This is a genomic window from Candidatus Omnitrophota bacterium (genome assembly GCA_041648975.1).
Classification (GTDB): Bacteria; Omnitrophota; Gorgyraeia; order 2-01-FULL-45-10; family 2-01-FULL-45-10; genus JAQUSE01.
In genome coordinates this window covers 1-15,717 of the sequence record JBAZNZ010000031.1, presented here as the reverse complement: position 1 = coordinate 15,717, position 15,717 = coordinate 1, and the positions used below count along the sequence as shown (strand labels likewise).

The 15,717-nt window shown below is 51.2% G+C and carries 9 protein-coding genes; 1 reads left to right on the top strand and 8 read right to left on the bottom strand.

The window, feature by feature from the left end; all coding sequences use genetic code 11:
• Window positions 1-5,526 (bottom strand): hypothetical protein (locus WC592_08610; protein MFA4982509.1); only part of this gene is annotated, 5,526 nt, incomplete at its 3' end.
• Window positions 5,527-5,721: 195 nt separating this feature from the next.
• Here WC592_08610 and WC592_08605 point away from each other — a divergent pair.
• Complete coding sequence (locus WC592_08605; protein MFA4982508.1) at window positions 5,722-6,885, top strand: ATP-binding protein; 1,164 nt, start codon at window positions 5,722-5,724, stop codon at window positions 6,883-6,885.
• 157 nt (window positions 6,886-7,042) lie between these two features.
• Here the strand turns inward: WC592_08605 and WC592_08600 are convergent, their stop codons facing one another.
• The 7 genes from WC592_08600 to WC592_08570 all read right to left on the bottom strand — a co-directional run.
• Window positions 7,043-8,218 carry an ATP-binding protein gene (locus WC592_08600; protein ID MFA4982507.1) on the bottom strand — a complete coding sequence of 392 codons (1,176 nt, stop codon included), beginning with the start codon at window positions 8,216-8,218 and terminating at the stop codon, window positions 7,043-7,045.
• A 99-nt stretch (window positions 8,219-8,317) separates the two neighbouring features.
• Entirely contained in the window at window positions 8,318-10,039 is a 1,722-nt protein-coding gene (locus WC592_08595) for a ShlB/FhaC/HecB family hemolysin secretion/activation protein (GenBank protein MFA4982506.1), read from the bottom strand.
• Window positions 10,040-10,085: 46 nt separating this feature from the next.
• Entirely contained in the window at window positions 10,086-10,403 is a 318-nt protein-coding gene (locus WC592_08590; GenBank protein ID MFA4982505.1) for an exosortase system-associated protein, TIGR04073 family, read from the bottom strand.
• Between the two features lie 17 nt (window positions 10,404-10,420).
• A complete protein-coding gene (locus WC592_08585) occupies window positions 10,421-11,668 on the bottom strand; it encodes a glucoamylase family protein (protein MFA4982504.1) in 1,248 nt (415 codons plus the stop codon).
• Window positions 11,665-12,348 (bottom strand): HAMP domain-containing protein, encoded by a 684-nt coding sequence (locus WC592_08580; GenBank protein MFA4982503.1) that lies wholly within the window; start codon window positions 12,346-12,348, stop codon window positions 11,665-11,667. Before WC592_08580 ends, WC592_08585 begins: the two co-directional genes overlap by 4 nt.
• A 136-nt stretch (window positions 12,349-12,484) precedes the next feature.
• Entirely contained in the window at window positions 12,485-15,262 is a 2,778-nt protein-coding gene (locus WC592_08575) for a hypothetical protein (protein ID MFA4982502.1), read from the bottom strand.
• 216 nt (window positions 15,263-15,478) lie between these two features.
• A partial coding sequence (locus WC592_08570) for a hypothetical protein (protein ID MFA4982501.1) occupies window positions 15,479-15,717 on the bottom strand: 239 nt, incomplete at its 5' end.

Sequence of the window (15,717 nt, the reverse complement as noted above, 5' to 3'; positions counted from 1 at the left end):
GCCCGTGCCAGTCATTACTAAAGTTGCCGTGCCAAGCGTCCACGTCGTAACATCCTTATTATCAAAACTCCCCCCCACCGTCAGCGTGGAGTTGCCCATGTCGAAGGCGGTGCCGTCTAAGGTGACATCGCCGTCCACGGAGTGCTCGTAACTTCCGTCGCCGAGATCCATCGAGACGCCGGCCGGTTCGGTTAAGCCCTGCGAGCCGAGCGTCCACGCGCCGCCAGCGGTGATAGTGTCGCCGGAGGTGAATGTCACCGCGCCGGAGGTGGGCTTGTTAATCACCCACGTGCCCATATCCTTGCCGGCGAGGTTAATGACCTGCGCCGCTGTGCCGGTGAGCTGGTTGGGATTGGTGGAGTTATCGGAGAAGGTGGTCGTAGCAGCAGCGGTCAGATTAGATTGGAAAATGAGCGTCGGGTTGTTAACACCGGAGACAGTAAACGTGCCACTAAAAGTGAGAGACGACGTAAACGTATAAATACCAGCACTCCAGGTTTGAGTTCCCGATGTTCCGGTAATCGTGAAATTAGTTGCCGGGGAATATGTCCCAACAGGAAGCGTAAGTCCCGCTACCATTATGATATTCGCGGGAGCAATTGAAGAGATAACCCCATTAAGCGTAATCGCCCCCGCATACCAGTACAGCGTCCCTGTCCCGGCAACCGTGCCATTCGCACCCTGAATAAAGGCGCTTCCTTCCGTGAGAAAGTTACCGGTGTTATTAATCGTCAATGCTCCGTTCACCGTCGTAGTACCATACATATCAAATGAGCTCACGGTGTTAGGGGTCGTGATACTCGCACCCTCTGCAATAGTCAAATTGTATAAAGAACGTATAGGGCCGCCACCGTAATACGGCGCCTTCAGCTCTTTTCCCGTACCCGTCATCACCAATGTGCTCGTTCCCCTCGTCACCGTCCCCGTGGCGGCGGACCAGTCGAAGTTGCCGCCGACGGTCAGGGTGGAGTTGCCCAGGTCCACTGTGCCCGCGGCGCCATGGCTTAAGGTGACATTTCCTGAGACGGCATGCGCGTAAGCACTGTCCGCCAGGTCAAGCGTTCCCGTGTAACCGGCCTCAACAGTGAGCGCTGTGATATCCATCGCCACGTCCAGCGTACAATTTACGACAGAGGTGGCGTCGAATGTAACGTTATCCTCGGCGACAGGGACCCTTCCGGCGGACCAGTTGCCGGATGTATTCCAGCTCGTCGAACCCGCGCTTGACCAGGTATTTATGGGGATGGTGAATATCCAGCCGTCATTACCTGAAACGCTTGTGGAATTGGCTCCGGCATACCAGGTGAAGGTATCGGGGGTTACATGGCTGTCCTTTACCGAGAGATAGTCACAGCTTACTATGCCCGAGCCTGTCTTGACGAGCGAGGCGAAACTGCCGGCAGATTCGGTCGTTATGGTGATGATATTGCCTGCCGTGCCTGTGGCCGAGAAGGAGCCTACGGTGGTAGTGGTCCCGGCGGTGAAGATGACTGTATTTGGGGCATTTATTGTTAAAGCGGTGAAGGTGTTGGAGCCTGTTATCGTAACGTCCCCCGTCCTTGTCTCAATGGTCATGCTCTCAAAGTCATTGCCGAGGCCGTTAAACGCTTGAGCGCCGGAGCCTGAAAGCGTAATCGTGCCGGTGCCTTTGGTGTAGGTGAGGGTGCCGCCACCGGAGTTGGTAAAAGTATAATTACCTCGTACTTCGAAAGAAGGATTATTAATGTTATTGATTGTAAATGTGCCTGCTGCTGTTAGCGAGATCGTGAAATCGTGCAAGAAAATAAAACTTCCCGACATGGCTGTAGCGTAACCGGCGGTGCTCGCGCTTTGCAGAACCGTCGATGCCGAGGAATAAGTTCCGGCCGGCAGGGGAGCCGTGCCATAATCATAAGTAAATGTCGCTACATCAATTAAGTCGCCGCTTCCCCGCGTCAGAGTATTACCGGCGGCTACGGCAAGATGCTCAAATTGACCCAGACCCGTAATTTGACTGCTTGCACCTAAAATCGTCTGTCCGGTACCAGTCGTCATTTTAATAACTTCATAAAGCTTGCCCGTATTTATGGAGAGTATGCCATTAACGGTTAACGATTCGCTTCCAGCGCTGTTCGTCGAAACCACCACTGTGCTACCAGCATTAATTGTCACTGCATATAATGTTCGCGTACTCTTCGCAGTTAAAGTCTGAGATCCTGCTTTGTTAAAAATTAATGAACTTGTCCCCTTTGTCCAAGTTGTAACATCTTTAAAATCAAAGTTCCCCCCCACTGTCAGCGTGGAGTTACCCATGTCAAAGGCTGTGCCGTCTAAGGTGACGTCGCCGGTGACGGAGTGCTCGTAACTGCCATCGCCCAGGTCAATGGAGACGCCGGCAGGCTCTGTCAGCCCCTGCGTACCGATGGTCCACGCCCCGCCGGCTGTGATAGTGTCGCCCGAGGTAAACGTTACCGCGCCGGAGGTGGGCTTATTTATCACCCACGCGCCCATGTCCTTGCCGGCCAAATTAATGACCTGCGCCGCGGTGCCGGTGAGCTGGTTGGGGTTGGTGGAGTTGGGAGAGAAAGAGATAGTACCAGTGGTTTGGGTGACGGTGACGTCGGATTGGAAAATAAGGGTAGGGTTGTTGGCGCCGGAGATGGTCCACGTACCAGTTGCAGAGCCAGACTGATCCATTTGGAACGGAGAAGTGAAAGTATAAGTTCCTGCCTGCCAAGTAAATGTGGCATCTCCTGGATTATTACTCAAAATCCTGAATAGTGTTGTAGGGGAATATGTTCCGGCAGGAAGACTTACATTCCGTTGTACCCAAATAGTTGCCGGAGCAATTGCCGAAGGATTGGCAAATGTATATGTAGCTGGGTATAAATACAGAGTTGAAGTGCCAGACATCACTCCAGATGCTCCCTGAGTTATCCCAATTCCTGCGCCACCTATCTGAATGGTACCGGTATTATTAACCGTCCATGTTCCGTTTAATGTCAATAAATCGTATACAAGGTGCATTCCCACTGTATTTGGAGTGGTAATTGTCGCTCCTGTTTGGATCGTGAGAGCATACAAAAAACGGGCAGGACTGCTGCTATACGGAGCTTTTAATTCCTTCCCCGCCCCCGTCATTACCAGCGTGCTCGTGCCCATCGTCACCGTCCCCGCCGCGGCGGACCAGTCGAAGTTGCCGCCGACGGTGAGGGTGGAATTACCCAGGTCCACTGTGCCGGCGGCGCCATGGCTTAAGGTAACATTGCCGCTCACCGCGTGGCTGTAAGAACTGTCCGCCAGGTCGAGCGTTCCCGTGTAACCGGCCTCAACGGTAAGCGAGACGATATCCATGGCAACGTCGAGGGTGCAGTTCAGGACACTGCCGCCGTCAAAGATAACATCGTCCGTAGAAGTAGGGACGGCGCCGTCAGCCGGGCCGCCGCTTGAGAGCGACCAGTTGGCGGCGGTATTCCAGGAAGTCGAGGTTGTGCCGAGCCAGTAGTAGGTGGCGTCCCATCCGGGGGCATTTACCTTCAGTATGGTGCCGGCGCGGGCCTGGATAGGGGCGGCCGGGCCTGAAGCGACGCTGTCATGAACGGTGACATACTCGAGGTACGGGTGACCCTGACCGTCGGAGACAGCGTTTATGTAGATGTGGAAGGGGGTAGCTTCTCGACTCGCCTGGGTGGTAAGCCCCGGCTCGCTCGAAGAAGAAAGGGTAGTGTCTCCGGACCCCTGCTCGCTCGAAGAAGAAGGGATGGGACACAGGACGACGTGGTTGCCGGGGGCGCCGCGAATGGTGAGGGTGCCGAGGATGGTGAATTGGGGTAGTGTGTAGTGAGTATTGGGTAGTGGGTTTTCTAATAAAGCCGACTCAAAATAAACGATCTTACCCGGAATTATTATGGAAAGGTTGGAAAAGGTGATGTTGCCGAGCAGGTGCGTTGGTTCGCTGCCTACTATGGATATAGTGGGAGCGTCTAAGAATAGTTTGGCTGTGTTATTGTAGGAGATATTCAGTGAGTCCTCTTCCGGGGGGCCGGTCATGAATATGGACGAGCCTATGCCTACCATGTCGAGTATATTTATTTCACCGTTAACTTTCCTTAAAGTGAGATTTTCGGCGTCGACGTTCACGGGTGTGGCGGAGGTGCCGAATTTATTGGCTATTAAAGTGAGGTTTTGGGCGGCAATGATGGCTGAATTGGCGGTGCCGGCTGCGCCATCGGTCTTAAAGGTGACGTTGGAGGACTTTAGATAGGTTACGTTTAGGCCATCGCCTGCCAGGGTGACGAAACCGTCTTCTTCGTGGCTCGCGGTTATGATGAGGTCGCCGCCTTTCTTATAGAAAGAAACGTCGGGTGAGTTAGTGACGATGTTGTTAAACGCGCCGGCGATGAGGGAGATGGAGGAGGCGGAGATGGGAAAAATGGGACAGTCCCCACCTTGCGGGGACTCCTCGCCGGGGACAGTCCCTATTTTTCCTACTATTTCAGAAGGTGGGGTGACGGCGCCGATAATGACTGTGCCGCTTTCCGCGGATACCGGGCCTGTCAATTCCAGGACTCCGGGAGTATCGATCTCGATGTTGTCCTTGCATTTGGCTTCGAGAGTGCCGTTTATTTTCACATTGCCGTTCGCTACGATCTTTATTACGCCGCCGTCTTCTATCATGCCTGTAGTCTTTATGATACCCGCGGTGGTATGGTTCACGGCGTTCTCGAAGACGTCGCCGGCGGTCTTCACGCTCATGTATACGGCCCCGGCCTCGATCGTGCCGGAGTTCATGATAGCGTCTTTTTCTTTCACCGGCGTGCCGTCCGGACGCAGGATACTGCCGCTGACCCTTTCATTCACCTCGACCTGTATGAGGCCGCGCCTGTCAAAGCTCACCGTGGTCTTATCGCCTGCGGCCAGATGAACCGCGCCGATTCTCGCTACGATCACGCCTGTGTTCTTTACGCTAGAACCGATGAGGGCGATATTGTTGCCGGTAATCGCGCCGTGGTTGGCAATCTCGGCGAACGCCTTGTCGGCGCAGCGGATGAATTCGTAATTGCCGTTAATAAAGCTATTGGTATTTACTTCAAGGGTGGTAGCGATGAAATTATTTACGTTGATATGCGCATCGCGCCCTATGTTCAGGCCGGCCTGATTTTCAAAGACGAATGTCCCAAAAGGACAATTTACTTTTCCGTTCCAGTAAGTGGAAGAGCCGCTGTTGACTTTCGCGAGCAGTCTCCATCCATCCTGCATATTTACATTGAGGGTAGCGTTGGAGCCGACGTCGCCGTTTGAAAGCGTCATCACGCTGGCAGGCTGGGTAGCAGTCCATGTTTGAGAATTTTCGGCGGGATTGGCTGTTACGTCTACGGTGCCTTTATCGGTTACTACGGGAAGCTGGGTAGGTTCAAGCTCGGCGGCGTAACATGAAAAAAAGAAGAGGGTCAGGAACAAAAGTAAAAATAGGGACAGTCCCGACCTTAGTGAGATTACCACCTGCGGGACAGTCCCTACCTTTACTATATTACTATGATAGCGCATATATTATACGTTAAGTATAGCACAAAAGTCAGATTTGGCAAGGGATGGGGTGAAATTTAGCGATAATCCAGAGATCTGACTATTTTAAACGTATGCTTAAAATAGTTTGACTTTTTTAATGTCATGGTGTATGCTTATACCATGATCGAACGACGATTGTTCAATACAGCATTCTCGAAAGAATGGGGCCGACAGATGCGTTTTATAACAGGCCCCAGGCAGTCAGGCAAGACTACGCTCGCCAAACTTAAATTAAAAAAAGAAGGCTCGGGAGAGCTTTATTACCTATGGGATCTTCGTTCCGTGAGAAATAGATATAAGGACAATGAGCTCTTCTTCACCGCTGATCGGCTTAGCGCGGGTGACGAACATCCCTGGATATGCTTTGACGAGATCCATAAGATGCCTCGGTGGAAGAACATATTGAAAGGCATCTACGACACATCATCGGAACGTTATAATTTTATTGTCACCGGTTCGGCGAAGTTTGATACATCCAGGCGCGCCGGAGACAGCCTTTCCGGAAGGTTCTTTACGTTTCATCTCTTCCCCCTCTGCCTGGAAGAAGTTGCCGGAAACGGCAGGGGCTTTCAACAAGCCCCCGAATCCGCGCAAACCTTTATTAAACTCAAGCTCGAATCTTCTCCCATAAAAGATGAGGCCGTTTCATCGCTCCTGGAATACAGCGGATTCCCCGAGCCTTTCATCCGTCAGTCAAAAAGATTTCACGCCAAATGGTCCAGAGATTACATGGACACCGTAATAAAGGAGGATATAGGCGAGCTGACAAGAATAATCGATAAAGAAAATATTTACGACCTTTACAGGCTGCTGCCCGAAATGACCGGCAGTCCTATATCCGAATCGTCTCTCGGGTCCCATCTTGAGATAAGCCCTCCCACGGTGAAAAACTACCTGAAGCATCTGGAAGATTTTTACCTTTCTTTCAGGATACATCCATATACCAGGAACATAAAGAGATCCCTTCTCAAGGCGTCCAAGTGCTATCTTTATGACTGGACACGCGTAAAAGACGAGGGAAAACGGTTTGAGAATTTTATAGCCGTCGAATTAAAAACGCTCATTTCCTTTTGGTCGGACGCCACAGGAGATGATTATTATCTATGGTACTTGCGGGATAAAGAAAAAAGGGAAACCGATTTCCTGATAACAAAGGATGACGCGCCATGGCTATTGGCCGAGACAAAGCATTCGGATTCTCCTATCGAAAAACATCATTTCGAAATCCAGAAAATCCTTAAAGACATTCCTCTCGTCCAAATTACACGGCAAGAAGGCATATGTTCTCTTCAATCGAAGAACGCCTACCGTATATCCGCCTCGCGCTTCCTATCGTAAGCGAAAAAATGGGGGCAGCGCTATTTTTGGATTCGGCGATAAAGGCATTCGGGAATGACATGGAATTGGGATTGCTTCGTCCGCCGGAAGTCATACCCCAACCTCCTCGTAATGACGGTTGAAAGCCGGATTTGGCAAGGGATGGGGTGAGATTTTATTACATGCGTAGAACCGGCGATCCAATCTCTCCTACAGGAACGGCCTTAACTCCGGCAGAAAGAGTATAAAAACCTTTTTTCGAGCCTTTTGGCGGATCGAGGTAAACTACGTATTTTTCTACTTTGTAGCGGGATACCGCGCGGGCGAGTCTATTAAGCGAACCGGACATAGCCGGCGTTACGGAACGTACGGCCTTGGCTTCCATGACGAGGAGTCTATTGTCGCCGGCGGGTACTATGAAATCAACTTCCAAGCCCTGCTGATCGCGAAAATAATAAAGCTGCTGGCGCTTGCCCCTATTTATCTGGCGCTTAACTATCTCCGAGGCAATGAACCCCTCAAATATCTGGCCCAAAAAGGTCGATTTACGAAGCGCTGCCTCCGTCTCAATCCCTAAAAGATATACCGCTAATCCCGAATCAACAAAATAAATCTTCGGGGATTTGATAAGGCGTTTTCCAAAATTTTCGTAAAATGGCGGGACGATAATGATCTGACCGGTAATCTCAAGTATGCTAAGCCATTCCGCCAGCGTAGGCACCGATATGCCCAGAGGGGCCGCAAGATCGGTTTTGTTAAGGATAGTCCCCGAACGGCTTGCGAGAATGGAGAGGAATTTCCGGAATGCAGCAATGTCTTTAATATCGCTTATGGAACGCACGTCGCGTTCGAGATATGTCTGGATATACGAACGGAACCAAACAGAAGCCGTCCTTGGTTTCGCCAATACTTCAGGAAACCCGCCGGATATCATAGAGACGTCTCTATCCTCTTCCAGGGAAAGAGGCAGTAGATGAAATACAGCCACTCTACCCGCCATAGACTCTGAAACCCCTTTCATAAGCGGGGCATCCTGCGAACCCGTAAAATACCATTGCCCGGCACGATGAGGCTTTTCATCGATACGTGTCCGAATATAGTTAAAAAGTTCCGGCACGTTCTGAATCTCATCCAGAATAACGGGAGGCTTGACCTCTTCCAGAAAAGAGCGTGGATCCGCTTTTATGCGCGATATAATATCCGTGTCCTCCAAAAGATAATAGGACGCCTGCGGGAATAATTTTTTAAGAAGGGTTGTCTTCCCCGCTCTGCGTGGGCCGGTAACTAAAACGGCCGGGAAAGCGCGCGAGGCCGTTTTAATCTCTTTTTCTATCGCCCGGTTTATATATCGCATAGTGAGTATTATAAGCTGCTACTTTAGAAAACTCAAGATATATTTCACACAGTAAGTATACCATCAAAAGGCAGTTTGGCAAGGGTGCGCTGCCCTAATCTATATTTCACCCTGGATGGTGACATAAAATGTGGACGCTCCGGAGCCGGAGGTGGGTTTATCGCCGACGTCTTTGGCCCATTCGAGACGCGCGGAGAGCTTATTGTAGAGGCTTATCTTCAGGCCGCCGCCCAGGCCCATGAGGAATTTCTCTTTACTTTCGCCGGTCAGCGGTTTCTTCAAGCCTCCGCCGCCGAGGTCCATGAACGCCACCGGCTGTATCTGATTACGAAGGGGGGTTTCCGAGCGCGGCAGTTTATACTCTTTCGGGATGAGATACATCGGGAAGACCCAGTCAAAAGTGAGGTTGGCGCCCCAGTCGGCGACATAGTCGCCTTCCGGATAGCCCCTGACGGAATTGGCGCCGCCCAATTGGAACTGCTCGGACGACGGCAGACTGGTCGAGCCGGCCTGGAACTGCGAACGGATCGACATGTAGCTCTCAAACGGCATCCTCTGGACACGGCTTATCGAATGCTCATAGACAAAGAAGGCGCCGCCGGTTCCCGATCGCGACGTGGTGGGATGGCCGCGTTTCGACGCGCCCAGGAAACCGCTCGTTCCGAAAATGAACTTCGGCGAGAACGACGTCTGCCCTCCCCCGCCGAACCCATCGGTCTCGCTGAAATCGAAATCAAGATATGGCAGGCGCAGCTGGTCGTCGGCGGTCGTCTGGGTCCCTGTCTTCTTCGTGATGGATTTGATATCGAGCCCTATATCGACATTCGCCTGGATATCCTCTGAAAGATACAGTTCGCGGGAAACGTGCGGGGTGAAGATGAGGGTCTTACCGGTTATGTCGAAGGACTTGAATTCCTCGCCCAGCTTCATTTCGAAATAGGTAAAGTTGAGGCCTATTATGGAACCAAGCGTATCGGCCGGCAGGAGATAGCTTACGAATTCGCCGGATGAGCTCCTCGTAAACTGGATATTGGCGAAAACGGAATCGTTGTGTCCGGTCAGGTTGGTGTGGCGGACGGATACGGACGTCCGGTCTTTCCCGGTCAGGCGGGTGCCCTGGTTATCGAAACTCGCTCCGGCGTGGAACGGGAATTTGTCGTCGACCTTCATCGTTACGTCGGAGGTGTCGGGTTCCTCGCCCGCGGAGACAACCGTCTTTACCTGGAGGTCGGGGTTCTGGTTGAGCCTTAAGATGTCTTTCTGGAGGACGTACAGGTCGAGGATCTCATTTTTTTTTGAATGGATATACTTTTTTATCAGGTTGGAGCCGAAGTATTTATTTCCCTCTATCTTCAATTTGCCGAACTCGCCCTCGGCCACTCTTATCTCGACCACGCCGTCGACGATATTCTGTTCCGGGATGAAGACGACCGTGGTGAGATACCCTTTCCTCTTATATTCGGCTTTTATCCTGTCGGCGATATCACTAAGGTCCTTGAACGTCACTTCCTTATACAGGTAAGATTGATAAGCGGGCAGGAAAAAAGACGCTTCGAACTTCTTGGCGCCGGTAACCTTCACTTCTTTCAGGACGAAGCGCATCTCCTTTTCGACGGGAGGCGCCTCTTTCTCCTCCTCAATCTCCACATCCGGGGCTTTACCTTTTTTCTTTTCGAGCTCACGCGCCTTACGTTCGGATTCGGCCTGGAAGCGGGCGGCCTGCGCGGCGGGTTCCTGGCCGGGCGGTATATTCTGGGCGCGAGCGGACGGAGTGATAAACACGATAGACGAGATTATAAAAAATAGGGCTATTTTTTTCATGTATTTCATATACCACACCCCGCGGACATCTGTCAAATAATATCGTTCATTTCCAGAACATTTCTGGGTCATTTATTAAAGGCTCATAACCGGGAGGAACCGGGATCGGGAAAGAGACGACCTCGTAGAAACCCGCGCCGGCCCGTCCGACCATCATGCACAGGCCTTCGAGTAAACCGTAGGTCGCGGCTTCGTACGGCCCCGCTCTTTTATTGGTCTCCATGATCCTGTGCGGGATCTCATAAGGGAATGTAAGCAGGTTCGAGATGCCGCGTCCCAGTTTCCTCATCGGCCCGCAATAGCCGACTTGCGCGATATTGAGGATGAACAGCGTTACCAAAACTATAGAAATGATTTTTTTCATATAACACCCCCCTGAATTTACTGTTTGAAGCACGCGGCGGCCCACCGCTTTATCGGCTTTAACTCCATGAACTTATTCCATACCATCCCTGTCTTGTAATTCTCTATCATGAGGACGGTTATGCCGACGTCTATGCCCAGATATTCCTCGCTCCACCAATCCTTGTCCATATTGAAAGCGTCTTTGAACCCGTACTTCCCGTAGAGGAATCTTCTATATTGCGAATTGATGTTCTTAAGTCCGTTAAGGGCGTCGACGGGCGTAAAAGGAAGGGAGGCGGCCATGCCGCAAGGGGCGATCGTGCCGTCGTTAATGGCCGCGCCGGGCCTCGCGCCGTACCCCTTATACCCTTCCGGGCCCAGGCTCGCGGTAAGCCCCCAGCAATCGTCGCCGTAAGTCTTGTATATGTAAGAATTGTCCGAGCAGAATTGCCTGTTTGCCCTGGCCGCTTCAACGGAATTTGTAAAATAGTCCGTATCCCCGTCGTGAAGCGACCTGAAATCTATCCAGGCATGCGAAAACTGGTATGTAAAGATGCTTCCCGTGTACGAATGTATTAATTTAAATTCTTTATAAGAATCGACCGGCCTCTTCCACTCCAGCCAGGCCTCTTTAGATATAGGATGGGACGGGGAACCTATCGCGAGCGCGTAGAGTATCATGGCCTCGCTGTAGGTATCCCAGTAATAGTCGAGGAAGCCTTCTTCCGGCTTCCACCCCATACACATGACTTTTTTCCCGTTCATCATCCACGGCCAGTCGACCCTCATATATATCTCGTTGGCGATCTTTTCGACCTCCGTGCCCTTAAAATATTCGCCGGCAAAGAGCGCGCCCGCGAGAAACAACGCCGTATCTATGGAAGAGAGCTCCGAATCCCACACCCTGGCCCCGGTCCGCATATCCAGGAAATGGTAAAAGAACCCGCGCTCGTTCGGGACGACGTCGCGGAAAGTGAGAAGCGTCTTCAGTATCCTGTCGTATGCCTGCTGTGTGTCGAGCCATCCCCTGAAATCGCCGACGCATAACGCCGTCAGGCCGAAGCCGACGGCGGCGACGCTCGCGGGCGCGCCGGGACGCGAGCTGTCCTTGATAAGGCCGTTCGCCGGGTTAGCCTCCCTTACGAAATAGGCGAGGCTGTCGTATTCCAGTTTGTCGATGAAATCAGAGTCGGAAGTTGAGGCCTCGGAGGATGGAGTAAGAACGGACGCCGCTTGCGACGCCGCGAGCAATATAATGAAGATTATAAGCCTGACGGATATCATGTCTTGTATTTTGACAATATGCCGTATATTTCGCTGATCTCTTCTTTCATAAGAACGGCGTCTCCCGGCGAAAGGCGGGACGCGACAGAACCGATCTTGTCTTCCAGCGCGATGCTTATAGCCTTGATCTTTAATATATCGCCGCGCAGGGATTCGACCATATCCTCCAGGACAAGGGCCGCTTCCTTAAGCTCATCGTCTTTTCTGGTGTGGAAATTAACCCGGAGGTCGCCTTCGCGTATCGCCTCGGCCGACTGCTCTATCCTGTATATAGGGCCGGCTATTTTATGGGACGCGAATATCCCGCCGATAAATAAGAAGAGCGCCAGGAGCAGTATCTTGGGGATAAGCGACCTGTTCACGGAGGCCATGGCGCGCCTTAATACATACCTGTCTTTATCGCTCAAGAGCTCCGCTTCCCTGAATATCTTCTCGAGCCGGTAATCGCCCTTTTTGAACCTAGCCTCTTCGTATCCGGTTATCCGGGCCACATTCTCGAGGTTCTCCGAAACCTTGAACTTGGAGAAGTTCTCTATAATGGAGCCCCACAGCCCCATATACAGGCCGACGCCGCTTACGAACATCACTATAAGCAGAGTCGCGACGATAGAGAACGTGAACTTCAGCTGGAACTTCTTCTTGATGAAATAATTCGTCCGTCTGTATTTTTTATCAGGCATATTTGCCCCCCTGTCAGAACAATTATACCACAGGCGCGCAAATAATAAAAGACCTACGAGGTGTGACGAATTTAAGTGATCACTCCTCGTAGGTCTAATCGTGTATTTTAAGTCAATAAGGTTTCGTCAGTCAATATTACAACGATTGGACGGCCTGTAAAGCGGCCTCGTAACGCGAACGCAGCTCTCTTCCTTCGAATGCCCTGGCGCGCGGCAGCAGCCTTATTATGAACATGCCCGCGGCCTTTACAGGATCGATAAAGAAATCGCTCGCGGTTAAAGCGTCTACCAGCAGGTCAGGGCGGTCAACGCCCATATTCGTCAACAGGTCCCTCACCCCGTTCAATATCGCGGCGTCGGCCGGGACATTCCTGTCAAGAGGCCTGTTTATCCTCACCACAGCGGCCATCAGGTCGTAGAATCCCTTTACGGGTATATATTGATCATCGCCCAATTCCGGACGGGCCATCGCTAATAATTTCGACCTCTTATCCAGGCCTTCCGCCTTGAGCGCCGCCTCCAGTTTCTTAAGTTCACCGTCGTCGACCAGGCCCATGATCGTATTCCCGGCCGTCCACGCGCCGTTAGCCCTGAGCAGATCTATAGCTTCGTTCAGGCCGGAAACTATGTGAACCGTGTATCCGGCCCTTTCATAGTAACGCCTGCACGTCATGCGCAAATTATTGGTAGAGGAACGCTGGGCCGCAGGTATGGAACTCTCCATAAAGATTATGTGGCACTCGGTCTCGAATCCGCCTGTCTCTCTCGCCCTGGTTTCGGCCATGGCGCGGACTTTCTCGCCGGCGTCCGAACACGCCTGTATCTGCAGAGGCGTATGCTCGCTCATGTCCGCCGCCTGTATGACGCCCGCATCCGCCCTGCCGGCCAGGCGGGCGTGGACGTCTTCAAACGCCTTATTAAATTCCGGAGTGACTGTAATTTCATCGACATACGCCGATATAGCGGCTATCTCCCCATCATCCAGAACCGCGTTCTCGTCGCCCGACGACAACCTCTTTGTCTCAAGCGCGTCGTCTCGCTTCAATTCTTTCACGGCCTCTCTGTAAGCTTCCTTCATAGTGGCGGCAGAGCGGCTGTATTCCGAAGGTTTTATGCCGCGTAAATATTTTTCCAGCTTCAGGCTTATGCGCGCCATATCCCACCCGGTCCTGAGATTCTGAGCCCTTTCCATAATGGCGGCTAAAAGCTCGGTCAGTTCATTCCCCGGGATAGACCCCTCCAGACCGGCCTTGGCTTGCTCGGTGTCATAAACCGTCACCCACTCGCTCATGATCGGAGCCTGCAGCATGCCTTCCTTTACCGCCATAGTATCGACGAGTATATCTTCGAACGATGTGCGCTGGTTCGTCAATATCTTCAGGTACGGCGTCGGCACATCCTTGGTTATCGCGGGGCACACTACTACATACGATACGCCCTGTTTCTCCAGTATCCTGGACATACCTTCGGAATGGAAGCCTCCGGTCACCAGGACCGCGATCCGCTGTTTCTGGTTCGCCATCTCATTCAATGTATTATCAACGAGCGCCTTATCGCGCTTTATCGCTATCTCGTAGAACTCCTCGAGGCGCGGGATAGACTTCGCTACTCCTTCGCCCGGAGCCTCGATGTCGTATAACAGGCCGTATTGTTCGGCTTTCTTCTTCATGAAATCGGCGAACACCTCGTAAGTGAATTCATCCTTGTGGGCCTTGTAATATTCGTAATCGCCGTTCAGCAGTTTTATATTCACAAGCCCTATGAGAACATCGACGTTCCGCGAGAGCTTGTCGAGTACGCGCTGGTCGTCGTTGGCGAACAGTTTCTCCTTCACCGCCTTCTCTATCTCTTTTATATCGTGGAAGAGCTTCTCGTTGTCTATCTTCGAATATATTGAGTTATAAATTATGTAGTTATAAAGGTTCGGATAACGCTTCTGAATATCTATCTCTTTTTTGGACGCGAGGCTCTTCAAAAAATTGTAATAATCGGCGGATGAGGCCTTGCCCATCTTGAAAGACATTGACCGGTTGACAAGCCCGGCCAGCTCTTCCTTTGCCATCGACTTGCTAAGTTCATCAATCAACGCGTTTCTTTCTTTGTCCGTAGAATTAAAGTCTATCTTCTTCTCATAGACAAGCACGCTCACGAGCTTGAAGAAATCATCGTATTCCCTGAGGTTTATCTTATATTTCTCGGCCATCTCCTGGATGAACCTGACGTAATCATTGAATTTTATCCTCTTAGACTCGTACTCCAGCGATTTCGCGTCCAGCTTCTTCAGGTCCTCGCTGTATATGAAATTTTTCAGGCGGTTCAACGCGCCCTTTACGCGCAGGTAATATTTCTCGGTCTCGTCCTTGAATGGGAAGCTGGTAGTGAACGCGTTAAGGTTCTGTATATAATACGACCGCGTCTCCGCGCCGAAAAGCTTTATCGGGTAATTGGTGGTTATCGAAAGGTACTCGGGGCCCGTTATCTCGCCCTTCTTCATGAAATATGTAGCGACCTCTTTTCTGACGTCCTCATCCGGGAACGCCTTGAACCACGATGTATCGATGAGGCCGTCCGCGCCTTCCACGGCAATGAAATTCAGGTTGTAGCTCTTTATCATCCCTTCCAGCATATTGACTATGTTGGATTGAGCTTCATAGTTGCAGTGGGCATCCTGTATCTGGACTATGAGCTTGTTCGCGTTTCCGGTAAATTTGGATTTTACTACACCGAACTCTTTGGGGATTATCAGGTTGTCGGGATTAGTGATTATCTCCTGCTGTTTTGTTAGGGAGGCCGGGCTTTCTTCTTTGACCTGGGCGAAAGCAGATTTGCATATATCAACAGGCAAAAGAGACAAAATAAATGCCTGCGCTAATATGATCGATATCGCCGCTTTCATTTTCATTATTTTTGCCATGTTTTCTAGCTTTTTGTTATATCACCATTGCAATTATCACATACAACTATATCATTAAAGGTAAGGCTCGTCAACACATAAAATTCAACTTTTTTATCTTTTAATTGTGCCTATCCCCGCCCTAAAAGAGGTGCTTGGCGGACCTCAAATAGGACGAGGATAGGCATTACACCTCGTAGGTGTTACATCGGGGTAACACCTACGAGGTGTTACAGGTTATGCTGATGTACTTAGTAAAAGAACGGCGTTTCTGTAAGTGTCCATCTCTGTGCCGTAGTCTATCGGGACTATCGGCGGCATGAATGTTATCCTGCGTGTAATCGGGTCATAAGACGCGCCCGGAGGCAGCTTCATGTTCTTGTCAAGAGTCACTCCTTTGACAAGGCTCTGGAGTATTCTGTATAAGGCCTGGTGGCTGTTTAGGGTTATGATTGTCTTAATACCGTTTATCTCTA